At 53.7% G+C, this 23,045-nt stretch carries 31 protein-coding genes and 1 other annotated feature; of the genes, 12 read left to right on the top strand and 19 right to left on the bottom strand.

The genetic code is table 11. From position 1 onward, the window contains the following. Window positions 1-169: 169 nt before the first annotated feature. The 3 genes from KNP64_RS07675 (at window position 170) to KNP64_RS07665 (ending at window position 2,709) form a co-directional block, all read left to right on the top strand. Window positions 170-451: a hypothetical protein gene (locus tag KNP64_RS07675; RefSeq protein ID WP_052090159.1), complete on the top strand. Its 282-nt coding sequence runs from the start codon at window positions 170-172 to the stop codon at window positions 449-451. Between the two features lie 73 nt (window positions 452-524). Beyond that, window positions 525-748, top strand: a binding site (T-box leader). A gap of 54 nt (window positions 749-802) precedes the next feature. Continuing rightward, window positions 803-2,134: an anthranilate synthase component I gene (trpE, locus tag KNP64_RS07670; protein WP_214792555.1), complete on the top strand. Its 1,332-nt coding sequence runs from the start codon at window positions 803-805 to the stop codon at window positions 2,132-2,134. Beyond that, window positions 2,131-2,709 (top strand): anthranilate synthase component II, encoded by a 579-nt coding sequence (locus KNP64_RS07665; protein WP_214792552.1) that lies wholly within the window; start codon window positions 2,131-2,133, stop codon window positions 2,707-2,709. Before trpE ends, KNP64_RS07665 begins: the two co-directional genes overlap by 4 nt. Before the next feature lie 3 nt (window positions 2,710-2,712). On the opposite strand, the gene KNP64_RS07660 is transcribed toward KNP64_RS07665, so the two are convergent. The 7 genes from KNP64_RS07660 to KNP64_RS07630 all read right to left on the bottom strand — a co-directional run bounded on the left by KNP64_RS07660 (window position 2,713) and on the right by KNP64_RS07630 (window position 8,682). After that, window positions 2,713-3,411, bottom strand: coding sequence for a dihydropteridine reductase (locus tag KNP64_RS07660; protein WP_214792550.1), 699 nt, complete (start codon window positions 3,409-3,411; stop codon window positions 2,713-2,715). Between the two features lie 17 nt (window positions 3,412-3,428). Next, window positions 3,429-4,181: an iron ABC transporter ATP-binding protein gene (locus KNP64_RS07655; RefSeq protein WP_214792547.1), complete on the bottom strand. Its 753-nt coding sequence runs from the start codon at window positions 4,179-4,181 to the stop codon at window positions 3,429-3,431. Further along, complete coding sequence (locus KNP64_RS07650; RefSeq protein WP_214792544.1) at window positions 4,178-5,254, bottom strand: iron chelate uptake ABC transporter family permease subunit; 1,077 nt, start codon at window positions 5,252-5,254, stop codon at window positions 4,178-4,180. The genes KNP64_RS07655 and KNP64_RS07650 overlap by 4 nt, the downstream gene beginning before the upstream one ends. Continuing rightward, complete coding sequence (locus KNP64_RS07645; protein ID WP_251126376.1) at window positions 5,251-6,243, bottom strand: ABC transporter permease; 993 nt, start codon at window positions 6,241-6,243, stop codon at window positions 5,251-5,253. Before KNP64_RS07645 ends, KNP64_RS07650 begins: the two co-directional genes overlap by 4 nt. Before the next feature lie 24 nt (window positions 6,244-6,267). Beyond that, the gene (locus KNP64_RS07640; protein WP_200881490.1) at window positions 6,268-7,269 is read right to left on the bottom strand and encodes a siderophore ABC transporter substrate-binding protein; all 1,002 of its coding nucleotides are present in this window, start codon (window positions 7,267-7,269) and stop codon (window positions 6,268-6,270) included. A 553-nt stretch (window positions 7,270-7,822) separates the two neighbouring features. Beyond that, the gene (locus tag KNP64_RS07635; protein ID WP_214792540.1) at window positions 7,823-8,113 is read right to left on the bottom strand and encodes a hypothetical protein; all 291 of its coding nucleotides are present in this window, start codon (window positions 8,111-8,113) and stop codon (window positions 7,823-7,825) included. Continuing rightward, window positions 8,110-8,682, bottom strand: coding sequence for a zinc dependent phospholipase C family protein (locus KNP64_RS07630; protein WP_214792538.1), 573 nt, complete (start codon window positions 8,680-8,682; stop codon window positions 8,110-8,112). Before KNP64_RS07630 ends, KNP64_RS07635 begins: the two co-directional genes overlap by 4 nt. 109 nt (window positions 8,683-8,791) lie before the next feature. Here KNP64_RS07630 and KNP64_RS07625 point away from each other — a divergent pair, with 109 nt between their 5' ends. From KNP64_RS07625 to KNP64_RS07605, 5 genes are all read left to right on the top strand, one after another. Then, window positions 8,792-9,319 (top strand): TetR/AcrR family transcriptional regulator, encoded by a 528-nt coding sequence (locus tag KNP64_RS07625; RefSeq protein WP_214792530.1) that lies wholly within the window; start codon window positions 8,792-8,794, stop codon window positions 9,317-9,319. A gap of 1 nt (window position 9,320) precedes the next feature. Next, window positions 9,321-9,629: a DMT family transporter gene (locus KNP64_RS07620; RefSeq protein ID WP_214718146.1), complete on the top strand. Its 309-nt coding sequence runs from the start codon at window positions 9,321-9,323 to the stop codon at window positions 9,627-9,629. A gap of 11 nt (window positions 9,630-9,640) precedes the next feature. Continuing rightward, window positions 9,641-9,982, top strand: coding sequence for a DMT family transporter (locus KNP64_RS07615; protein ID WP_214792527.1), 342 nt, complete (start codon window positions 9,641-9,643; stop codon window positions 9,980-9,982). Beyond that, on the top strand, window positions 9,972-10,319 hold the full coding sequence (locus tag KNP64_RS07610) for a nuclear transport factor 2 family protein (protein ID WP_214792524.1): 348 nt from the start codon (window positions 9,972-9,974) through the stop codon (window positions 10,317-10,319). Before KNP64_RS07615 ends, KNP64_RS07610 begins: the two co-directional genes overlap by 11 nt. A 135-nt stretch (window positions 10,320-10,454) precedes the next feature. Then, window positions 10,455-10,964: a hypothetical protein gene (locus KNP64_RS07605; RefSeq protein ID WP_214792521.1), complete on the top strand. Its 510-nt coding sequence runs from the start codon at window positions 10,455-10,457 to the stop codon at window positions 10,962-10,964. Window positions 10,965-10,999: 35 nt separating this feature from the next. Here the strand turns inward: KNP64_RS07605 and KNP64_RS07600 are convergent, their stop codons facing one another. The 6 genes from KNP64_RS07600 to KNP64_RS07575 form a co-directional block, all read right to left on the bottom strand. Continuing rightward, on the bottom strand, window positions 11,000-11,362 hold the full coding sequence (locus KNP64_RS07600) for a VOC family protein (RefSeq protein ID WP_214718149.1): 363 nt from the start codon (window positions 11,360-11,362) through the stop codon (window positions 11,000-11,002). Continuing rightward, window positions 11,359-12,132 (bottom strand): ABC transporter permease, encoded by a 774-nt coding sequence (locus KNP64_RS07595; protein ID WP_214751501.1) that lies wholly within the window; start codon window positions 12,130-12,132, stop codon window positions 11,359-11,361. The genes KNP64_RS07600 and KNP64_RS07595 overlap by 4 nt, the downstream gene beginning before the upstream one ends. Continuing rightward, window positions 12,129-12,833: an ABC transporter ATP-binding protein gene (locus KNP64_RS07590; protein ID WP_214718158.1), complete on the bottom strand. Its 705-nt coding sequence runs from the start codon at window positions 12,831-12,833 to the stop codon at window positions 12,129-12,131. Before KNP64_RS07590 ends, KNP64_RS07595 begins: the two co-directional genes overlap by 4 nt. 15 nt (window positions 12,834-12,848) lie before the next feature. Then, entirely contained in the window at window positions 12,849-13,382 is a 534-nt protein-coding gene (locus tag KNP64_RS07585) for a GNAT family N-acetyltransferase (protein ID WP_214718354.1), read from the bottom strand. Beyond that, window positions 13,382-13,600: a DUF6440 family protein gene (locus tag KNP64_RS07580; protein ID WP_214718161.1), complete on the bottom strand. Its 219-nt coding sequence runs from the start codon at window positions 13,598-13,600 to the stop codon at window positions 13,382-13,384. Before KNP64_RS07580 ends, KNP64_RS07585 begins: the two co-directional genes overlap by 1 nt. A gap of 131 nt (window positions 13,601-13,731) precedes the next feature. Beyond that, a complete protein-coding gene (locus KNP64_RS07575; RefSeq protein ID WP_251126364.1) occupies window positions 13,732-14,178 on the bottom strand; it encodes a GntR family transcriptional regulator in 447 nt (148 codons plus the stop codon). Here KNP64_RS07575 and KNP64_RS14980 point away from each other — a divergent pair. Then, window positions 14,117-14,278, top strand: coding sequence for a hypothetical protein (locus KNP64_RS14980; protein WP_215188179.1), 162 nt, complete (start codon window positions 14,117-14,119; stop codon window positions 14,276-14,278). The genes KNP64_RS07575 and KNP64_RS14980 overlap by 62 nt on opposite strands. Further along, complete coding sequence (locus KNP64_RS07565; RefSeq protein ID WP_214792837.1) at window positions 14,203-14,376, top strand: family 4 glycosyl hydrolase; 174 nt, start codon at window positions 14,203-14,205, stop codon at window positions 14,374-14,376. Before KNP64_RS14980 ends, KNP64_RS07565 begins: the two co-directional genes overlap by 76 nt. A gap of 312 nt (window positions 14,377-14,688) precedes the next feature. On the opposite strand, the gene KNP64_RS07560 is transcribed toward KNP64_RS07565, so the two are convergent. After that, window positions 14,689-15,249, bottom strand: a complete 561-nt coding sequence (locus KNP64_RS07560; protein ID WP_214763514.1) for an AAA family ATPase — start codon at window positions 15,247-15,249, stop codon at window positions 14,689-14,691. Window positions 15,250-15,508: 259 nt separating this feature from the next. Between KNP64_RS07560 and KNP64_RS07555 the strand changes: the two genes are divergently transcribed. After that, entirely contained in the window at window positions 15,509-16,744 is a 1,236-nt protein-coding gene (locus tag KNP64_RS07555) for a hypothetical protein (RefSeq protein WP_214792515.1), read from the top strand. A 12-nt stretch (window positions 16,745-16,756) separates the two neighbouring features. Here the strand turns inward: KNP64_RS07555 and KNP64_RS07550 are convergent, their stop codons facing one another. Continuing rightward, window positions 16,757-16,921 carry a hypothetical protein gene (locus tag KNP64_RS07550; RefSeq protein ID WP_214718166.1) on the bottom strand — a complete coding sequence of 55 codons (165 nt, stop codon included), beginning with the start codon at window positions 16,919-16,921 and terminating at the stop codon, window positions 16,757-16,759. 19 nt (window positions 16,922-16,940) lie between these two features. After that, a complete protein-coding gene (locus KNP64_RS07545) occupies window positions 16,941-17,168 on the bottom strand; it encodes a DUF3221 domain-containing protein (RefSeq protein ID WP_214792512.1) in 228 nt (75 codons plus the stop codon). A gap of 125 nt (window positions 17,169-17,293) precedes the next feature. Here KNP64_RS07545 and KNP64_RS07540 point away from each other — a divergent pair, with 125 nt between their 5' ends. Continuing rightward, the gene (locus tag KNP64_RS07540) at window positions 17,294-18,178 is read left to right on the top strand and encodes a hypothetical protein (protein WP_251126363.1); all 885 of its coding nucleotides are present in this window, start codon (window positions 17,294-17,296) and stop codon (window positions 18,176-18,178) included. Window positions 18,179-18,250: 72 nt separating this feature from the next. Here KNP64_RS07540 and KNP64_RS07535 read toward each other — a convergent pair whose 3' ends face one another. The 3 genes from KNP64_RS07535 to KNP64_RS07525 all read right to left on the bottom strand — a co-directional run bounded on the left by KNP64_RS07535 (window position 18,251) and on the right by KNP64_RS07525 (window position 22,847). Beyond that, window positions 18,251-18,997, bottom strand: coding sequence for an SDR family NAD(P)-dependent oxidoreductase (locus KNP64_RS07535; protein WP_214792509.1), 747 nt, complete (start codon window positions 18,995-18,997; stop codon window positions 18,251-18,253). Window positions 18,998-19,123: 126 nt separating this feature from the next. After that, entirely contained in the window at window positions 19,124-20,830 is a 1,707-nt protein-coding gene (locus tag KNP64_RS07530) for a methyl-accepting chemotaxis protein (RefSeq protein WP_214792505.1), read from the bottom strand. A 193-nt stretch (window positions 20,831-21,023) separates the two neighbouring features. After that, window positions 21,024-22,847: a methyl-accepting chemotaxis protein gene (locus KNP64_RS07525; protein WP_214792502.1), complete on the bottom strand. Its 1,824-nt coding sequence runs from the start codon at window positions 22,845-22,847 to the stop codon at window positions 21,024-21,026. Between the last annotated feature and the right edge of the window lie 198 nt (window positions 22,848-23,045).

The raw sequence follows: 23,045 nt of genomic DNA, 5'->3' as shown, positions 1-23,045 counted from the left end.
CCTTTCGCGTCCATCATAACATACTCGTATGCTCGAGTCGTCCCACTCGTAATGGTCGTCTCAATTGTTCGATTGTACGTAACCACATCGGTACTATTCTTTTTCTTATCCCCTATTCCCTGTATACTTATCAATATACAATTTGTCCCATTTAGAAAGGACGATGCTTATGGATTTAATCGACCCGTTCATCTGGCAACTCGTCATCGTCCCTATCCTCACCATCGGGACCGGTGTCCTCATCGCGTTACGATTCGAAAAGGCTTATATTGCCCCGCTCATCACGTTGGTGCTCAATCTCGCAATTGAAATGACGATGGGCCTCGTGTACTACGGGACGCTCACTTCTCCATCGTCTTGGAATTGGCTTTTCCCGATTCCCTCGTTTCTCATCGCCTATACGTTTCTCAGTAAACGGAAGACCGAGCGCCAGATAGAAAAACATTCCTGAACCTTAATCATTCTGACAGTTTCGATATTGACATTCTGACTTCAGCCCGTTAAAGTAACGATAACATTCATACGAACTCGCGATGAGAAAGAAGAGTAGCGTGAAGATTCGTCTCCAGAAAGCCGGTGGTCGATGCGAACCGGTGACGTGTCTCACGTGAATGGGCTTTTGAGCGTTCAGACCGATACGTAGGCTCTGACGGGTCCTCCCGTTACCGAGGACAGCGAATGATGGTTCGCGATGAGTGGGGGGGAGCTCCCCCAACGAAGGTGGCACCACGGGTCCCCCGTCCTTCATGTCTTTTTAGACATGTCGGGCGGGGGACTTTTTTTATTTCAAGGAGGAGATCATATGAAACAACTCATCATCAACGGCGACGAACTGACACCGGTGGCAATCTTCCACCGCTTAGAAGGTAAACGGAAAGTGTTGCTCGAGAGTCGCGCCGAAGGCAAGCACGGTCGCTACTCGATCATCGCTTCGAACCCGGTCGAGACGATTCGCGCCGACGGCAACGAAGTGACCGACGCATCCGGCACGATGCACACGGAAGATCCGCTCGCCCTGTTATCGGAACTGGTTGCGCGAGACACACCGGACGCCCCCTATCCGTTCATCGGCGGTGCCGTCGGCTATATCGGCTATGACATGCAGCGGGTTTACGAGCCGATTCCGAATACCCCGAGTGAGACACGCGGTTTGCCAGATGCCTTGTTCCAACGATATGAGACGGTCGTTCTCTATGATCACGTCGAGGAGCAGGTCATCGTGATTGACACCGGGGATGCTGATGCTGAAAAGCGACTCCACCACGTCAAACGAGCCCTCGAGACGGCGAAGACACACGAGCTCGCCCCCGTCGTCCGCACGAGTGAACGCGTGTTGACTGGCAAGGATGAGTTCGTCGAACGCGTCTTGCAGGCGAAAGAAGCCATCCTCGCTGGAGAGGTGTTCCAACTCGTCTTATCCCAACGAATCGATGCGACGTTCACCGGCGATCCGTTCCACTTTTACCGGACGCTTCGGAAACAAAACCCGAGCCCGTATTTGTTCTATATCGATCTCGGCGAGGCGATCATCCTCGGGGCGTCCCCGGAAAGTCTCGTCCGCGTCGAGGGCAATCGTGTCTCGACGAACCCGATCGCCGGCACCCGCCCCCGTGGCAAAACGGTCGAAGAGGATGTCCGTCACGCCGCTGATCTCATTCAAGACGAGAAAGAACTCGCCGAGCACCGGATGCTCCTCGACCTCGGTCGCAACGACATCGGCCGGGTCGCCAAAGTCGGCTCGGTCACGATTCCGAAACAGATGGAAATCGAGCGCTTCAAAAACGTCATGCATCTCGTCTCCGAGGTCGAAGGTGAACTGCGCGACGACTTGAATCCGATTGACGCGCTGCGGGCCTGTCTCCCGGCCGGTACCGTCTCGGGCGCCCCAAAGATTCGAGCGATGCAGCTGATCGACGAATTGGAAACGGTGAAGCGCGAAGTATATGCCGGGGCCGTCGGCTATCTCGACGTCCGGGGCGGCTATGATTTCGCTCTCGCCATCCGGACGATGGTCGTGCAAGGGGATACGGCCTACGTCCAAGCGGGCGCCGGCATCGTCTACGACTCGGACCCGGTGTCAGAATATGAAGAGACGTTGCATAAAGCCAAATCTCTTTTGGAGGTGTTCGCATGATTCTACTCATCGATAACTACGACTCGTTCACGTATAACGTGTATCAAGATGTCGCCCGGTTCAGCGACGTCTTGGTCGTCCGCAATGATGAACTGACGATTGACGCGATCCGCGACCTCAACCCGACCGGCATCATCATCTCTCCGGGTCCAGGTGGCCCACTGGATGCCGGTGTCTCGCTCGACGTCGTCCGCTCTTTGTCTGGCACCATCCCCATCCTCGGTGTCTGTCTCGGTCATCAAGTCATCGCCGAAGCGTTCGGCGGGACAGTCGGACGGGCCGAGCAGGTCATGCATGGGAAGACGTCCGTGATCGAGACGACCCCGGGCGTCTTGTTCGACGGGAGTCCGAGCGAGGTCATGCGCTATCATTCGCTCGTCGTCTTGGAGACGGACCTCGTCGTGACCGCTCGCACGCATGACGAGGTCATCATGGCGCTCGAACATCCGACACACCCGACATACGGCGTCCAGTTCCACCCCGAGTCGATTGGAACGCCGAACGGACGCGATCTGTTCAAGCGCTTCATCGCCTTGTGCCATGCAAAAAGACCGAGGAACGTGTCCTCGGTCTGAGCGTCAGGCCTTCAAGAAATCTTCCATTTGGAAGTCGTGTTTGTCGAGCATGATTTGGTCCAGCGTCACGCCATTTTGACGCAATTTGGCAATCGTCTCATGCAAGAAGTCATCGCTGCCGACAAGGTAAAACAGTCCGTCTTTGTCTGCGGCGAGCGTCTCGACCAGCTGGTAATAGTCCGGACGATTGTCGACGAACTCGGCCGTGAATCCATTCGTTGACGCGAACACATCGTTAAACAAATATTCTTTCGACGAGTCGACGTTCAACGAGTGGAGGTGCGGCACACCTTCCCCGTTCGCCAAATACGCGAGTACGAGCGGGCGGAACGTCGCAATGCCGACACCCGACGACAACAGATAGACGTTCTTCCCTTCCCGCTTCAACGGCACGTTCGAATGCGTCTTGAAGATGGCGACCTTGTCCCCGATGTTCATGTCACGCAAGATTGATTTAAACGTCGAACATTCCGGTTTGACCCGGGTCGTGATACCGATTGCGCCTTCATGCGGCAACGTCGAGATTGACATATGGCGAATCAACGTCCGGTTCGGTCGATCTTCCTGATTGAAGCCCTCGAGCGCGAAGTGCGTGTGCGCGCCTTCTTCCCACGTGAAGTCTGCCGGCAGTTCCAGTTTGAACGTATATGTATCTTGCGCTTCCTCCACGACTTGTTGAATCGGTGTCCAGTAAATCAGCATCGAATCCCGTCCTTTCTTTAATAGACTGCGATCGGTCCATACGGCCCTTGAATGATCTCCAGTTTCGTCTCAAAAATGTCAGATAGGATGTCTGCGTCCATAATCTCTTCGACCGTACCAAAGGCGGCGATGTTCCCGTCTTTCATCGCACAGATGCGGTCCGAATATTTCGCCGCGAAGTTGATGTCATGGAGCACCGTGACAATCGTCCGTCCGAACTCGTCGGCGACGTGCCGCAAGTATTCCATCATCTGGACCGAGCGAGCGATATCGAGGTTGTTGAGCGGCTCGTCGAGGAGCACGTATTCCGTCTCCTGACAGAGCACCATTGCGACGTACGCCCGCTGGCGCTGTCCGCCCGACAATTCATCGAGATAGCGATGCTCGAGTTCCGTCAAATCGAGGAAGTCGATATATTTCGAGATGATCTGTTCATCCTCTTTCGTCAACCGCCCTCTCGAGTATGGAAAGCGTCCAAAGCCAGCGAGCTGACGGACGGTGAGACGCGTCACAAAATTGTTCTCTTGACGTAAAATCGTGACGATTTTCGCCAAGTCTTTCGATCTCGTGCTCGACACGTCCATCCCAGCGACCTGGATTTGACCCGCGTCTAAGTCGAGCAACCGGCCGATCATCATGAGCGTCGTCGATTTCCCGGCCCCGTTCGGTCCAATCAACGACGTAAAGCCGGCCTTCGGGATATCGAGTGTGATCGGTCCGATTTGAACGTCATCCGTATACGATTTTTGTACGTGTTCCAATTGAATCATAGCGACCTCTTCCTTAAAATCACCGCTAAGAAAATCACGCCGCCGAACAGTTCGATGATGACGGACACGACACTCGGTGTATTGAGAATGTGATACATAAAGAAATAGGCGCTCGTCAACACGAAGAAGCCGAGCGCGAACGCCATCGGGAAGACGTATTTGTGATCATACGTCGAAGCGACTTGATAGCTGAGCGTCGCGACCAAGAACCCGAAGAATGTGAGCGGTCCAATCAGCGCCGTCGATACCGACATTAACAGCGAGATCAGAATGAGCGTAAAGATGACGCTCCGGCGATGGTTCACCCCGAACGATGTCGCCACGTCTTTCCCGAGTGCGACGACGTTCAAGCGATTCGAGAAGCTATACAACACCATCCCGACGACAAGCACGATCGGAATGACGATCGGGAAGTAGGCGGCATCGGCATGCATGACCGACCCGAACAGACGGGCCTGCAGGATATCAAAATCAGACGGTGCGAGCATGCGTCGCATGAACGAGGACACTGAGTTCAAACCGGTCCCGATGATGATTCCGACGAGGAGCATGAGTTGCAAGTTGCCGTATTTCCCTGACAAGAGCCAGCCGTACAACAGCAAACTCATGAGCACCATGAGACCGACCTGGGTCAAAAAGGCACCCGTTCCCGAAAAGCCAATCAGCGCACCCGCTCCGAAGAAGAAAATCATGCTCGTCTGAATCGTCGAGTAGAGCGCGTCGAACCCGAGCAATGATGGCGTGATGATGCGATTGTTCGTCACCGAATGAAACGCGACCGTCGCCAAACTCTGACAGAGCGCGGCAATCGCCATCGTGATGACGGCGACGACCCGACGTTCGACGACCGGGATGAACGACGGTGAATCAAACGGGACCGGATTGTTATAGACGAGCAACCCGAACGCACAGAACAATCCCCCGACAATGAAGAAGGCCAGGAACAACCAATAGCTGCACTGTTCTCGTTTGGAACGAAACGCCGTCGCACACCGATCGTCTGTATGCACGGACCGACCATCAACATCGTATGCTTCCCGATGCTTCGTCTTATTTTCAATAAGTGTGCTCATCGTACCCCTCCCGTCTTCCGCTGTCTCAAGAGAATTACGATAAATACGATTGACCCGACCGTACCGAGAATGAGCGATACCGGCAATTCAAACGGCATGATGATCGTCCGCGAAATCAAATCGCTGACGAGGACCGTTCCCATCCCGATGACGCATACCCACGGCAAGTTGCTGCGGAGGTCATCCCCGCGAAACATCGAGACGATGTTCGGGACGATCAGCCCGAGAAACGGCAGATTGCCGATGACCGTCGCCACGACCCCGACCGCGAGCGCGATCAATCCCGTCGCAATCAAAATCAAACGGCTGTAGTTGACGCCGAGGCTCGTCGCGATGTCTTCTCCGAGTCCAGCGAGCGTCAAGCGGTTCGCGAGGATGAAGATGAAGAACGTGACGAGGATGATGAGCCACAGATATTCATACCGTCCGACCTGCACCGATGCGAACGACCCGACGAACCAACCTTCGATCGTCTGGCTGGCTTGAAAGAATAGACCGAGAAACGTCGATACGGCCGAGACGACCGCCCCGAGCATGAGTCCGATAATCGGGACAATCAACGACGAGCGGAGTTTGACCGAACGCAGAAACCAGAAGAAGACCATCGTTCCGATGAATGAAAAGACGATTGCCCCCGTCATCCGCATCATGAGCGTCGGAGCCGGGACGAGCAGATACACAGCGAGCAGGCCGAGCCCCGCCCATTCGAGTGTACCTGTCGTCGTCGGTTCGACGAGACGGTTCTGTGTGATTAGTTGCATGACTAGCCCCGACATCGCCATGGCGGCACCGGTCAACATAATGGCGACCGTGCGCGGAACGCGGGTGATCCAAAACATGTCCGACCCGCCTTCTTGACGAATGTCATAGACGCCGGTCACGAGCGAAAGGCCCGCTAATATGAACACCACGAGCATTGCTACGATAAAGGACTTCGTCCAAATGTTAGAAAAGGAGGGCTGAGACAATGTCTCAACCCTTGCTGTCATTGGTTTTTGCACAACGTGACTCCCTTATTTCGAAAGCGCGGCTGCGATATCGTTGAATAGTTCAGAATAAGTTTGAATCGACTCGTTGATGTACGTATCGTTCGGCGCATACACGATTTTTTCGTCTGTCACGGCTTTCGTTTTTTGGAGCGCCGGTGCGTTATCGATCACGTCCGCTGCAGGCACTGCGTCTTCCATGCTTGAAATGGCCGCATCACGGTCGAGGACGAACAACCAGTCCGGGTCACTCTCGGCAATCGCTTCGACCGAGACCTCATCCCCTTGATGGTCCCCTGTCGTTTTCGCTACTTCGAGGGCTGGTGTCCAGTCAAAGATGTCATACATCGGTCCGAAGACACGTCCTGTGTTCGGTGCCGAGAAGCCGATATTTCCGCCTGAGACGATGACTGACATGACCGTGTCTTCACTGTCGTATGCCTCTTTCACACTGTCAATCGATGCTTCGAAGCTCGCGATGAGCTCATCTGCTTCCGTTTCTTTTTCAAAGATTTGTCCGAGTGAGCGCGTCGTTGTCTCAAAGCCTTCGACCAAGATTTCACCTGGCGTGCCCGCATCTTCCGGGAGCTCGATGTTCAAATCGATGACGGCCGCTTCCGGAACCAACTTTTTAATGTCGTCGTAGTAGTCGGCGAATCGTTGACCGACGATGACGACATCCGGATCCACACCGGCAATTGCTTCTAAGTTCGGTTCATTGTGCATCCCGACGTCAACGATGTCTTTGTCGTTTTTATAAGGCAAGTCCGCTGGAATTAATCCGATTGGGGCGGCGACCAAGTCGATTTCCCAATCTGAGAGCGTCTCGAACGTTCGGTTGTCGAGCGCGACGACCTTCTCCGGGTTGACAGGCACATCGATTGTTCCATGTGCGTCCGTGATTTCAACTGTTTTCGGCGCTGTCTCCGCTTCCGCGCTTCCTGCGTCTTTCGTCTCGTCCGTGCTACCGCATGCGGCTAGCGTGAAGACGAGTGATGTGAGCATGACTGCTGCTTTCCATTTCCCCATTCTTTCCATCTCCCTGTGTATCTGTTTTTGAATGACGACCTTCTCAGTGAGTCCGCAACAGTTTCACGATTCTGCTCTATGTATGGATACTGACGCTTTCTCACTGATAATGATTATCATTGTCGTTTTCATTGAGAAGCATAACAAACAAAAAAAGGTTGTGCAATGCCAAATTTTCAAATTGGAAATGGAAATATTATTCTTTCTATCCAATGCAAACAAAAAAGAAAGCAGCTTGTGTGGCTACTTTCCAGATTATACGGCTATTCTTTTTCTCGTTTTCTTTTCCGACCCCAAATGCTGTAGGTGATAAATAAAACAAGTGTGTATGTGAATGAGAAGACGATGATTTGCAAAATACTGTTCGGAAGAATTTTTGAGATGAATAGGAGTGAGAACAAGATAGACATAATCATATGGGGACCGCGCCTATCTTCTGGCAAATCGCGCCAATAAATCAAGACAAGCGCTAATGCGAGCGGTCCGCACAATGCGAGCAAGATGAAAAACGGAACAGGACGCATCAAAAATGGCACGTTTGATTTATCACCCCTCATGCTTCCGAAATCCCGTTAGCGAGTACCAACAAAAAAATCCAAATCGATAGCGGCACGATCAACCCAAGATTCCCAACGAGGCTGAACACGCGTACCGTCTTCTCTTTCGAGAATAGGCCCCAAATCAATGTGGCAATCAGGGCGACATCTAAGACAATGTAGACCCAAATAGCCGTCATCAAATCCAAATCGGGAAAAAAGCGAGCGTTCAAGGTGAACAGCGCCATGATTGTCAAAATAGAAAGTCCAAACGTCACGTAAAGCGGTGCATAACGTCGTTGAATCATATAATCACCCCACTCTTCTGTTCGACCATCTGTCGACATCGAAGGATGCACGTCTCGACGTAGCCATCGAGCTGGTGTGGCAAAAACATCGTATACGTCCCTTCCTCTGTTGCCTTCGCATCCCGCTCGACTTTCACGACGAGTTCACGTAGTTTATTCGTCGCATGGTTTTTCAACGAAGTGAAATCGAAGACACCTAGTCGTTGAGCTAGGCGTGCATTATACGCATCAAAATCGGCATAATACATCGCCTGCTTTTCTGGGTCTTTCGTAATGACTTGCTTGAGCCAGGATTTATAGAACCCCTGCAACCAAATCTCATCCGCGACGAGATGGCAATAATAGCCGAGGCGGAACGATTGATTCTCGTCCACACTGTCCATCCAATATTGATTAAGGTCGAGCCGTCTTGTCATATCCTCATGCCGTCCCGCGTAATAGTGAGTGTTTTGTTTAGACGTCATCGCATCGGGCGCAAGATTTCCCAACAAAAAAGCCGTGCGATCGACATCTGTCAAATGCGCCAACACCTCATTCGCGATGACGAGGTGCATCAAATGTGAACCCATCATCTCTCCCCCTTTTCCTAATTATCCCATTCATGTATCCATCTCGACAACCCAACTCTAGTTTGGTACATTCACTATACTGACCGTTCAGTATAGTGGGAGGAAACACATGAGTAAAAAACAATTGTTACTGCGGACCGCCGCACAGATCATTCAAACCGAAGGTATTCAACAACTGTCGATGGACCACTTAGCCAAACGCGCTGGCATCACGAAAGGTGGCGTCTTATATCACTTTGAAAGCAAGGCCAACCTGTTACAGCAGATGAATAGAATGGCGCTCGATGAATTTGAAAATCGGATCGTCCATCATCAAACCGAGTTGGATGGTCCTTACCCGTTCACACGCGCCTACGCCCTCGCGACGCTCGATTATAGCGATGGTGATGCCGACTTGATTGCCGTCTTCATCTCATCCCAAGAAGATGCGAGCGGAAAGCTTTGGAATGACGCCGCCAAACGATGGGATAAACAGTTCGCCGCGGATGGTCCTGACGCTGATCGCGTGCTCGAGCTTCGACTGCTCTGCGATGGGTTTTGGTTCGCGTTGACATACGGCTATAGCGCTGCGTTCAAAGACCGGGCCGCCCGCATCATCCGACAAAAGTGCGACGCGCTGTCAAAAGGAGAATCGTAACATGGGCTTCGTCTATCTCGTCGGTGCCATCGTCTCTGAACTGTTCGGTTCGAGCATGTTGAAGCTGAACGCGACGACAACGAGTCGCCTGCCCGTTCTCGGTGTCGCCTTCGGTTACGTGACGGCTTTTTATTTGTTGTCGCTCGCCCTTCTTTCCATCCCACTCAGTTTCGCCTATGCGTTTTGGAGCGGGGTCGGCACGGCGGCAACGGCGCTAATCGGCTTCCTTGTCTTCAAGGAACAAGTCCGGGTTCAGACCGTCATGGGCATCGGGCTCGTCATCATCGGACTCGTCTTGATGAAACTATGAGGAGGGGAATCATGAAATCATACGGAATCTTACTGGTATCGATTGCGTTCGAGGTGCTCGGGACGTCGATGTTGAAGCTGTCGGACGGATTCACCAATCTGTTCCCGAGTCTCGTTCTCTTAATCAGCTTCGCCATCTCGTTCACGTTGATGGGCATCGTCTTGAAAACCATCCCGCTCAGCATTGCCTATAGCGTCTGGGCCGGGCTCGGCACGGTCGCGACCGGGCTGATCGGGGTGTTCGTGTACGGGGAAGTACTGTCGACCTTGAACAGCATCGGCCTGATCGTCATCGTACTCGGCGTCATCGTCATGAATCTTGGAAAACGGGAGGAGCAACTACATGCTGGCTGACTTAATCGAACAACAGGAACGGGCATTACTGACGACCGACGTGCGCACATCGCCTGAGCACTTGCACCGTCTACTCACGGATAATTTTTTTGAAATCGGCAGTTCGGGACGCATGTTATATCGGACGGCATCTGCCGCCACGATGGACCTCGGCGAGATTCACATCACCCTATCCGACTTCGCACTGGAGACCGTTCAAGACGACGTCGTCCTGGCCACGTATCGGACCGAAGACCACTCCACCGGACGCATCGCCTTGCGCAGTTCGATTTGGGTGAACGTGGATGGCCAATGGAAGATGCGGTTCCATCAAGGGACAATCGTTCCGCCTTCTTGAAACTAAATCGTCACCTCAAAAGGGAGTGTCCCAATCGACACTCCCTTTCGTCGTACCTGATTCATTTTTGTACATACCCCTCATGTTCATTTTGCTTATAATCAAGCCATCCGATGAGGTGAAAGGAAGATGAACATGAGTCAACACAAACAACCGCAATGGTTTCAATCCGTTCGTCCGAGGCGTTCCGTAGAAGAACAGCTGGCCCTCAAAGCGTCGCGTGAAGCGAAATTGACGTTCGAGCCGACCATCCCGCTCGATGCCATCCGTAAAAAACGACCGACCGTCACCGTCACGTTCACGGTCGGCGGCTTCGGCGTCCATAACGAGTCCACCTTCACGTTTTTTGAAGATGGCGCGGTCAAACGGGAAATCATCTGGCGCGAAGAGTTCGACTTGAGCACGGCGATTCCCCGTTCCGGTTGGTACAACGAAACAGATGCCTTCCGCGTCCATGAGCGATTCGTGTCGCTCGTCTCCCATCGCTGGCCTGAAGTGTTCGAGGAAAAAGGATGCTTCACGATGGACGGGACGCAATGGAACTTCACCGTGAACCGTCACGGCAAACTGTTGCACCAGCATAGTGGCAGCAACGCCTATCCTTCCAATTGGAAAGCTGTCATCGAACTGTTCGGGATCTCTTGAACGAAAAAAGATCACCCACAGCGGGCACTCTCCATTCAGAGGGCTTGAATCATCTCGACTCGATTGCCGAACGGGTCGCGGAACTCGAACCGGTCGAATCCAGGAATCGGGATGCCCGTGAGCCGCTCAATCCCTTCCGCTTCGAGCTTCTGTCCCCATTCCGCCAAATCGGTCACGGCGTAGGCGACGTGTCCTTTTGTCGACAGTCGGTCAACCCCGTCCTCGGTGCCGACGTGGACGCTCTGGTCGCCGACCTCGAGCCAAAACCCGCCCCGTCCTTGAAGTGACGCCGGTTTCTCGATTTCTGGAAGACCGAGCACGCCACAATAGAACGCACGGGCTCGCGTTTCCTCTCCTTTCGGAATCGTGATTTGCACGTGATGGATGCCTTGAATCATGTCGTTTTCCCCTTTCGATACGTCAAGCCGACGAACTGAAGTTTTTGGTTGAACAGGCGCGGATACGCCAGATAGCCGACCATGACCGCCGAAATCGATGCGGTCGTCAAGATCAGGAATAAGATGAGCAACTGATACAACACCGCCTCCATCGGGTCGGCCCCGCCGATGATGAGTCCGCTCATCATACCCGGTAGTTGGACGAGCCCCATCGTCTTCTGCGCCTCGACCGTCGGAATCATGCTCGTGCGGATGGCGCTCTTCAAACTGCGCTCAATCGCTGCTTTCGGTGTGCCGCCGAACGACAAGATGAGCTCAATCACTTCATCGCTCCGCTCGACCTCGTCTTTGAACTTGTTCAAGAACAGGAGCGACAACACCATACAGTTCCCGATGACCATGCCGCTGATTGGGATGACTTTCTCCGGCTCAAACGGGATGATGCCGAGTCCGAGCATGAGGCCCATCGTCAACGTCTCGACCGTGACGAGCGTGAGCAGAATCATCCATGTGATGCCGGGGATGCCGTCCCCTTTCTTGATGATGTTCTGTGTCGCCGCCCCAATCATCAAGAGAATCATGAGCAACATGAACACCGGGCTGTCGCTCTCGAAGACGAACGTCAAAATGTAGCCGATGATGAGCAACTGAACAATTGACCGCACCGTCGCAATCAAGATGTCGCGTTCGAGCCCGAGTTTCAAGAACAGCGCCAAACCGAGCGGGATAGCGACGAAAATCAATGAGGTCATCAGTTCGATGAACGTCATAGCTCTTCCCCCCTCACAAAACGACCAATCATCGGATTGTCGGACTCGTCGATAAACGTCGCGTCGCCGAATTCAATCAATTCCCCGTTTCGCAAAAACCACATGTCATCACTGACACGCCGGGCCTGATCCAAGTCGTGCGTGATCCAGACGACGGTGACCCCGAAGTCTTTTTGCAGTCTCACAATCAACCGCTCAATCTCTTTCACAGTCCGATAGTCGAGGCTCGCCGTAATCTCGTCCAACAACAGCACGTCCGGCTTGTTGACGAGCGTCCGGGCAATGGCGACACGACTCCGTTCCCCGCCCGACAACGTCTTGATCGGTTGGTCGAGCGAGATGCCGCCCAAGTCGACTTTCTGTAACAGGTCCGCCGCCCGTTCCCGTTCGAGCGTCTCACCGAAGATGGCTTTCGGCAAGTTCATGTTGTCGTACACCGTCCCGTCAATCATCGGCGCGCTTTGAAACGCCATGCCGATTCGCTGGCGCAGTTCGATAACGTCGATCGAATCGATGTTCTCCCCTTTGAAGTAAATCGCGCCGGCGTCCGGTGATAACAGACCGTTGATGTGCTTCAGGCACGTCGTCTTGCCGGCACCGCTCGGGCCGACGAACGTCGTGATGCGTCCTTCCCGGAAATAACCGGACACGTTATGTAAAATGTCTCCATGACTCACGTTTTTGAATTCAATAATCTGCATCGGTGTCGTCCCCCATCATGTCATGCTGTCTGTCTCAAGCAATGAATACATATACAAATCGTCATATTTCCCTTGCGTTAACTCATACCCCCGCAACAACCCTTCTCGCGTAAATCCGACCCGTTCGAGGAGCTGTTGTGACGCGGTATTCGCCGGCTCGACGAGCGCCTCGATACGATGGAACCCGAGTTGTGTGAACCCATGACGAACGACCGCTCGGAGCGCCTCACCAGCAATACCTCTTCCCCAATGATCCGAGCTGAGCTCAAATCCGATTTCTGCCCTCTGGTGCTTCGCTGAAACGTTCAAAAATCCGCAACTGCCGATGACCTCGTCTTGCCCGGTCAACGTGATGCCCCAGCGGACACCTGTCCCTTCCTCGAGAATTGAGTCGTACCAGGCAATCTCTTCTAACGCATCCTCTAACGACGTGAACGGGTCGAGTCCCATATGGCGGACGACTTCAGGTTTCGATAAATACGCCAACAGGTGCGGCGCATCGTCCGCTATCACCCGCCGTAACGTCAGCCGATTGGTGCTGAGTGACATCACGATCGGTACCCTTCCTCGACGACAACATCACCATTCGCATCGAGTAGCGGTGTGATGCCACCACCTGTCCCGACCCATGTCTGGATATAGTTCACGCCGGTGGCCGTATCGACGAGGATGGTGATTTGCCCGAGTTCCGGCAGTTGTTCCGTCAATTTTACTTGAAACCGTTTCGTTCCTGCCGCTTCTTCTGCTGTTTTCTTTTTGAATAACATCCTACCCCCACCTTTCTACTTCTAACTGTACGCAACATAGCTTCTCGTTTCAATGAATGAGAGACATCCATGGCTGCCGGATGCGAAACCCCTTTAATCCATACAAAAAAATACGCCAGACTGTGGCGTGTTCAAGAATAGCTCCGCTCGATGACGAAGCTCGTCTTATCCCCTCTAAAGTAGGAACGTGAATATTCAATCGTACGTCCAGAGGCGTCCTCGGTCACCGTCTCGATATAGAAACACGGCGTACCGAGTGGACAGTCGAGCAGCCCACTCACTTTCTCATCAGCGAGGGCAATCTCGAGCGCCTCCGTCGTCTTGGCGACATGGACGTCATGGACTTGTGACAACGTCTGAAAGAGCGAGTGCTCGGCCTGGTTTTTCGTGATGCCCGGTGCGACCTGCCATGGGATGAACGATACTCGACCGCGCTTCCCTTGTACGGCGATGAACGGCCAGCCGGCTTGGTAAAAGCGTTCCGTACGATTCTGGTTGATTGAGCTCGCCAATGAGATGGCCGTAATTTGCCCGGACGCTTGGCTCGTTAACTTCACGAATCTTGCCCGTATCGTCATCAAAATTCACCTGACGACGCCGTCATCACGAAGTCAGGTCCGCTTCCAATCACCATCGGGGCACTCCCGCTGCCAATCAAAGGATTCATCACAAATTTGAAGACGTTTGAACAACTCGCGATTCAAGAGATTATCTCAGGTTCGCACCACGACGCCTATCCCGCCGGCTTGATGAATCCACTCATCCAAGATGAGTAAAGATTGATTCAGCTATTCGATGTGTATGAAGCGCGTTTACCACAATTCAACTTATTTAGGCGATGTTTTTCGCATCTCTAAGCGTCTCAGGACGCGTTCTACGGTGATGGCGTCACACGAGAGACGCTCGATGCGATTCAACCTGGAGACTCGATTGAGGTCATGGTCCACCCGGCCGATCTCGATCCCATACTCCCGAGCGTCACGTCTTACCTCGATGCACGTCTCGTCGAGAAAGACCTGCTCACCTCCTATCACCGCCCCGATTGGTGGGCATAACAAAAGCGAGTCCTTATGCGGGACTCGCTTTTGTCATAGCTGGAAATGTTGTTTGATTCGTTCAGCGACCGTCGCCGCATCGAGATGCGTGTTGTTGATGCGCAAATAGTTGTCGACGTCGAGTTCCCCGTGCTGTGAGTTCAATCGATAGAGCGTCGCCGTCTGCTTCAACTCACCTTCCGACCAGGCGATATCCCGCTTCGTCGGCTTATGTGTCAGCCGGTTCTCCGTTTGGTTGCGGATCAGCCGCTCTTCGATGTCCGCCTCGAGCTCGACGTAGTAGATATCGGCCCCGTTCGACTCGAACAGGTCGGTCACTTGTTTGATATACGCCCAGTCCTCTACTAAATCAAACGCCCAGACGAACGTGAAAATCATTCCGTCCAAGTCACTTTTCGCGACCGCTTCGAACAATTCGTGGCGGAACAGCTGGACGAGGCGGCGGCCTTCGTCCGTCCCATAACTGAAGAACGGACTGACGAGATCAATCGTCATATGGTTATGGAACAGCTTTAAATCCGTGATGCTGGCGAGCTCTTGTCCGACCGTCATCTTGCCGACGGCTTGTGGACCGAATAATACGACGAACTTCATATCTAATCCCATCCCTACTGTCATTTTCAACAGCATATCATATTGCTCGACTCATCGAATAGGAACGGAAGGCACGGGTCGTCCAAAAGGGCTGCATGTCGGTTTCCCCTTTCTGAAACGTTACTCTAACCCATTCCCGTTTTAAAAAAAGTCAGTCCAAATCCAGATAAATGTGTGTGCCCCAACAAATATTTGTTTACCCCTGCTTCATATGAGGAATAGGCATATCATCTATGTGTATGAAGGAAGGTGTCATCCCGTGACTTGTCCACGCTGCGGAGCGAAGACCCGCTCGAAAATCACTGTTTGTCCGACGTGTGGCTATCGCCCACGTCGCTTGAAATGGATTGCTGTCCCCATCGTCATTGCACTCATCGCATTCGTCTCGTTTTTAACGAACGCCTATCTTACCGACAGCCCGCGCTCGAGTGATTCACTCGCCGACAAAGTCGATTTGAACATCACGAAAGACACGGTCTCAGCCGATGGTGCCACTACCGTCGACCTTGAGACGTTGCAAGATAGCCTGTATACCGTCGGCACGGGTACCGGGTTTTTGATTAGCCCGCAAGATGTATTGACGGCGGCCCATAACGTCGCCGGCATCACCCGCGTCACGATGAAACATGGTGACAAGACGGTGAATGGAACGGTCATCGGCCGGACTGACGCCATCGCCGTCATCCGCATCGAAAAAGTAAAAGCGACCCCGTTCTCGTTCAGTCACGCGATTGTCGGACCAGACGAGCCGGTGTTGACACTCGCACCGGACGAACAGATTGAAGGAACGCTCACGTTCGAAGAAGACAGCTATCGCCGCGAATTCGATTTACCGAACCGCGCCATCGGCAGCCCGATCGTCACGGCCAATGGACGAGTGCTCGGCCTTCACTTGGTGACGAAGACGCTCCCGGTCGCCTTGTTCGAACAAGACGTACTGTCGTTCCTCGAGTCGGACACACCGGCCCCGCCACCGACGACAAAACGCAGTGCCCCGGCCGCTGAACTCGCACCGGTCGCACCGATCACACCGGTCCCGAAACGTGAGGACCCGGTCGAACCCGCTCCGGCGCCTGAACCTGAACCAGCGCCCGAACCGGAACCGGAAGCTGAAGCAGCGCCAGACACACCGGAACCGATCGAGCCTCCAGTTGAAGAACCGGCACCGGTCGAGGAAGAGCCTCCGGCCGAACCGGAGCAACCTGCTGAAGAATCGGAGGCCCCTCCCGTCACGGAGCAACCGACCGAGCCTGACGTCCCCGTGACCGAACCGGCCGAACCGGTCGAGCCGGAACAGCCGGCAGTTCAAGAAAAAGAAACGGAGGCGGCACCAGTCAAGAAACAAGACAAGCCGAAAGCCACCGCTAAACCTGACAAGAAAGAGACGCCGCCCGTCGTCAAGGAGAAACCGGTCGCCGATGACGCGCCCGAAGAAGCCACAGACGAGCCGACTGCAGTTGAAACTGAAGATGAAGAAAGCACGCCATCGGAATGATGACGTGCTTTTTTACGTGTCTTTTCGCGTGCGCCGCTGCAAGTTGCCGACCGCGGCCCCGAACAACAGCAGGATAATCGACAACATCCAAAATGGCATCACGTCCTGCAACAACCAGACGATGAGCGCACTGATGGCGATGACGACACCCATCCATAAGAAATTTGACTGTCCCATTTCGTTCACCTCGGTCTCATCATAGCACATCAATTCGATGCGCCGTCGCCTGGGGCGGCAGCGAGCGGGTCATCTTTTCATCGTGCTCGACGCGCACCTGTTGACCGACGGCGAGCGGCGTCTCATCCTCTCGAAGTGGCTCTTCCCAGTGAAACACAATGCCATCGAACGGCTCGGCATCTTGATTCGGCGCGACCCGCATCCGCGTCGGTTCGAGTTCGACAATATAACCCGTGAACGTGACCATCTCCATCCCTCCATTTCCTCGGAAATCCTTCCCTATTCTTTTCCCATTTTTTGAAATAACTCTACTCGTTCGTCCGAATGCTCGGTATAATGAAGCAACACTCATTTACGCCGGGAGGGACCCTCATGAAACACACCATCGATTTACACCATCCAGACTTTCAACGCACCTTCCTCGAGATGATGCTCCTTGAAGAAATGATTGACGACTATAACGCTGAAGCGATCGAGTCGCTCGTCGTCCGCGGCGAGACAAACTTTCCGGACGACCCGTTTTTTCCGACGATGCGGGCATATCCGCTCATCCGTGAAGGCGAGTTCGGTCAGGCCCGCGACGTGCTCGAAGCCGCGAGCGCAAAAGGCGACCATTACATGATCCACTGTCTCCATGGCATCTTGAGCGACGATACGAATTTCTTGTTCGAGGCCGAGCAACATTTCCTTCGGGCCGTCGAACGCTATCCGGACGTGCCAATCGTCCAACGCACCATCGCCGTCCATTACTTCAATCGTAAGTTTTATGGGGAGGCCGGTCTCCATTTGATGCATTACGTCCGGCTCGCCGGGTTCAACGAAGAGACGGTGCCGATGTTGCTCGAATTCTTCCAAGTGTATGATGAGATTCCACTCGAGATGAACGATGAGCTCCTCAAGGTGGCCATCGGATACTTGAACGCTAACCCACGCAACCCTCGCGCCCACTCGCTTTATGCGTCCATCTGCAGCCATCGGGTCGAGATGCTCGTCAAACGGTTGCCGGAAGACAACCATCAGCTCGATGACGAGACAATCGCGATGTTGCTCGAGGTCGAAGAGCACGGCATGTGGAGTGCGACGTATGACGACAGTGAGGACCACATGTTCCGCGCTATGTTCGCCGATTATATCGACAACGTCGTCTTGCCGAACACGTCCAAACTGTATGTATACCGTTTGCGCCTCCGCTATTGGTATCACAGGCTCACGCACCGCTTAACCGGGGGCTACGGGGATTCGATGCGCTCGTCTTGATTAAATCTGAACAGGGGTCCTGCCACCACATGTCGGTGACGGGACCCCTGTTTGTTTTTTTGTTTGACTTGATCACATATACGGATGAATCGGTCCACGCAACTCGAACGAGTAGTCCTCGTGGTTGACGATGCCGACGACTTGATCGCTTTCGAGCAGTTGCACTAAGAACCCGGCCATCTCTTCGGCCGTATGATACTTCTCGACGTTTTGGCTATAATCAAAGTCCTCTTCTTCACGGGCACGGTTCGCAAAGCCGGTCTCCGTCGCAGCCGGTGCGAGCACTTTCGCCCGCAGTTTGTCTCCATCGTTCATGAGCTCGCGGGCAAGCCCTTCCGTATACGCGCTGACGAAGAATTTGGTCGCGCTATACGTGACACCTTTTTTGGCGATGTGATAGCCAACGACCGATGCGACGTTCAACAGCGTCGCCCCTTCGACGTTATGATAGTCGCGGACGTATAGGCTCGACAGCACCGTCAACGCCTCCACATTCAAGCGGATCATGTTCTCGATTTTCCCGACCTCGACGTCCTTCACGAAATTCGAGTCCCCGAACCCGGCGTTGTTGATCCACGTCTCGATGTCGAGATCGGCGAGCGATTCATACAGCCCGTATACGTTCTCGCTGTATGACAAGTCTTTGGCCTTGATGATGACATCGCTCTTCGGTGCAATCGCCTTGATTTCGTTCCGCAACTTCTCAAGCTCGTCGTGGCGGCGTGCCACGAGTACGAGTGACTTCCCTTGCTTGGCGAGCAATTTCGCTGCTTCATAGCCAATACCTGAACTTGCTCCTGTGATGACGGTATATTTCATAATGCGTCCCCTTTTCATGTTAGTCGAGATGTTGTCTCTCTCCCGCAATTCCCGTAACACCCTCTCGTCAATCCTGACAACACGCAAAAACCGTCCTTTCCCTAGAACAGGAAAGGACGGTCCGTTTTATGTTTGGAAACGTCCGATGAGCGTCTGCAAGTCACCGGTCATATTGCCGAGCGACTCGGCGACGCCGTTCAACTCTTGAATCATCGCGAGCTGAGCGTCGGCCGTCTCTCCGACGCTGCGCATCGTCTCGGCCGTGCCTTCACTGTCACTCGCCATATGAATCGCAGCTGTTGCGACTTGTTTCGTTGTGATTGCAATCTCATTCGAGGCGACACGAATCTGTTCCGTGTTCTCGACCGAGGCGTGCAATTGCCCGACGATTTGTTGGAACGACGCCGTCGCTTCTTCAAGCAGCGCCGTGTTCGTCTCGACACGGCGGGCACTGATGGCGTGACGCTCGAGCACCGCATTCGACTGCGTTTGAATCGATTCAATCAAGCCGGCGATTTGGGACGCCGATTGTTTCGACTGTTCCGCAAGCTTGCGGACTTCTTCGGCGACGACGGCGAAGCCTTTCCCTTGCTCCCCGGCCCGGGCCGCTTCGATGGCCGCGTTCAAGGCGAGCAGGTTCGTCTGGTCGGTGATCGACTGGATGACCTCGGTAATGAGGGCAATCTCATCTGACTGTTGTTTCAACGCCGTGATTGATTGACCGGTCACGACCGTCTCCGATTCGAGGGCGAGCACTTCTTGTTTCGCTTGTTGAATCGTCTGTTCCCCGCGTTCGGCGAGCTTCAGACTCGTCTGGACGTCTTGGCTGATCGTCCCGATTGACGTGGCGATTCGTTCGACGCCTTCATCGGCCGCCGCGACCGCCTGTCCGCTCTTCGAAGCAGCCGCCGCCTGGTTGACCGTCTCACCGACGACTTGTTCAATCATCCGCGTCGTCTCCTCTGTCTGCGACGACATCTCTTCTGTGCTCGCGTACAGTTCTTCCGACTGCGCCGTGATTTCTTGGGCGTTCCGGCTCACTTCGTCGATGAGTTCGCGGAGATTGCCTTTCATCTGGTTGAAGCCAAGCATCAACTCGCCGATTTCATCGCGCGTGAGCGCTTGAAGGTCAGCGCGTGTCAAATCACCGTCGGCGACGATGCCGACCTCGTCCGATAGTTGGCGAAGCGGGACCGTGACCATGCGTTGGAGGAAGTAGCCGGCGCCGAGCGTGAGTACGAAAATGATGACGGCGATCACTGCAGAGTATATCAATGCACTTTGACCTCGACTCTCAAGCTGCGCTTGCTTCGCCAACATCGCGGCTTCCGATTCGGCTTGCATCGTCTCTCCTGACTCAATGATTGATGCCGTCACATCCGGCAACAACCGGAGCGCGAGTCGGTCCACTGTCTCTTGATCATCCGCGTCGATTGCTTGAATCAACTGTTGTGCTAAGTCATCGTAACCTAATGCGTATGACATCAAGTTCTCTAGTTCTTTCGTCTCTTCTGTCGAAGGCGAAAGTTCTAACAAGGCATTGATTGCTTCTTTTTTCTCTTCTGACCCTTGCTGCTCTGCTTCAAGCCGGGCCGGCTCTTGTTCAAGAATATAACCACGCAGGCCATACGCCTGACGGACCATCCCTAACGATAATTCATCGGCCGCCTTCATCCGCATGACATCTGATGAAATCATTTCTTCATATCGGCTCGTCGCATCGTTCAACGCCATCAGATTGTAACCCATCCCGATTACGACGAGTAAAAGAATCATTCCGATCCCGCCAAACAGTTTCTGCGTCAATGTGAGTTGATTTAGCCTTTTTTTCATCTTCTCGAGGAACGCGTCCTCTCACACCTCTATTTCTATCAAATTTTGGAATCACATGATTTCTATCGGTTTGTGCAAACGGTTTTCCACATTTGTTTCCAATTATTTTAATGGATTGACCTTATTTACGAGTCTTATGTTCCATTTATTGTCACAAAAAAAGACCACAGCCCATCATGGCTGCGATCTAGCTTCATAACTTGAACTGTGACACGCGATTCGATAGTTCGACCGCACGTTGTTCGGTCTCCTGCATCCGTGCCTGCACGTCGTTGAAACGCTCGACGGACAGTTGGACTTTCTCCGAAATCGATTGGGTCCCGTCCGCCCCTTCGGTCACGGTCGTCGCGACTTCTTGGATGACGTGGAGGATGCTATCGGTCATATGACGGAGTTGGAGCGCATTCGTCTCGAACGTCTCTGCCGTCTGGCCGAACACGGTCGCATCTGCCTCATATTGAGTGGCCGACTCCTCGAGACGGTCGTAATCCGCGAGCACTTTCGTGTCGAGGAACGTCAGCATATCGGCCGAGCTTGTATTGAGCCGGGCGACCGAATCGATGACCGTATGCGATACCGCTTGAATCTCGTTCACCGTCTGGCGCGAGTTCTCGGCAAGCTTTCGAATCTCCGAAGCGACAACCGCGAAACCACGGCCGGCATCTCCGGCCCGAGCCGCCTCAATCGATGCGTTCAAGGCAAGCAAGTTCGTCTGGTCGGCGATGGTGAGAATCGCGCTCGTCAAGACCCGGATCTGTTCGACCGACTGCGCCCCTTTAATCGCCTCGTCGAGTTCGATGCGTTTCTGCTCGATGATGGCGTTCGCTTCCGTCTTCGATGCGACGGCTTGTTCACGCATGGCGTGGGCGCGACGTTCGACGTCGCCCGCTGTCGCCGCGCTGTCGTTCGACAAGTCGACGATGGAATCGATAGAACTGCCCATCTCGGTCGTCGACGCGCTCATCTCTTGTGAAGATGCGGCCGTCTCTTCCATACCCGCCGTCAATTCCTCGACCGTGCCTGACGTCTCTTCCATGTAACGGCTCAGTTCAATGACTTCCGCCGCCACTTCTTTTGACGAGACGAGGACGACTTTTGCCGTCTTGTCGACATCGACCATGATGTCACGCAACGTGGCGAGGAACGTGTTGAACGAGCGGCTCACTTGAGCGATCTCATCGTTCGACGTGACCGGGATGGCCATCGTCAAATCGCCGCCTTGCGAGGCCAATTCGTCAAATTTCTCTTGGAGCACCCGCATCGGTTTGATGATTGAGCGCAATAAGCTCAGTCCGAGGAACAAGAGAAGGACGAACGCTCCGATCGTCACGACGAGCAGTGCGATGAGCGACTGCCCGAACTCACGTTCCATGTCGGCGCCGACACGTTGTGAGCCTTCCGAGTTGTAGTCGACGAGTTCGGTTAAGCGTTGCGTGAAGTTGTCGTATGTCGATTGTGACTGGGCGTCATAATACGAGCGGGCCATGCCGTTATTGCCGGACGTGCTGAAGATGAGCATGTTGTCCGACACGCGCTGATACATCTCCCACTGTCGACTGAAGTTGGCGAACAGCTCTTTGTCCGTCTCGCCCGTCGCCGTCTGTTCGTATTTCGGGGCGATCTCATTGATGCGCGTCCGAATGTCTTTCATCGCGGTCATCAATTCTTCTTTCGCGGCCGCGTCGTCGGTCACGATGTGTTCGAGTTCGAGCGCGCGATAGTTTGCTGCGAGCGTGTTCAGCTCGTGGGCGTAGTCGAGCCCTTTGCTCCAGTTGTTGACGATATCATCGCCTTGCCGGTTCGCATCGGCGAGCGACAAGAGCGAATAGCCGCCGACCCCTGCGACCATGAGGAGCGCGAGGATGACGAGTCCCCACAGTTTTTGACGGATGGTCAGGTTCTTGCCGGTCACTCGCTGTTTTGGGCGTGTGCTCGACTTTCGCCACTTCGGTTTCCATTGAAAGCGCCGGACGTTCACACGGTTCCGTAACGCTGTCCACTTCTGTTTCACTGACATATGTATATTCCCCTCTCGCATGCAACGTTTCTTCCTATATCGTCTTGACGTCGAGGAATCTAAAGGGAATTGACCAAAATAAAAAAAGATGACTGAAAACTCAGTCATCTCAGATTGTAGACAAAGTCACGTTTCAGGCGAACTGAAACGTGACTTTGTCGTTTTCGGGCCTTTAGGCGCTCTGCCCGAGCCCCTTTT

The organism is Exiguobacterium sp. s64 (assembly GCF_018618035.1).
Classification (GTDB): Bacteria; Bacillota; Bacilli; order Exiguobacteriales; family Exiguobacteriaceae; genus Exiguobacterium; species Exiguobacterium mexicanum_A.
The sequence above is the reverse complement of the archived record's forward strand: the minus strand, read 5'-3'. Positions and strand labels throughout refer to the sequence as shown.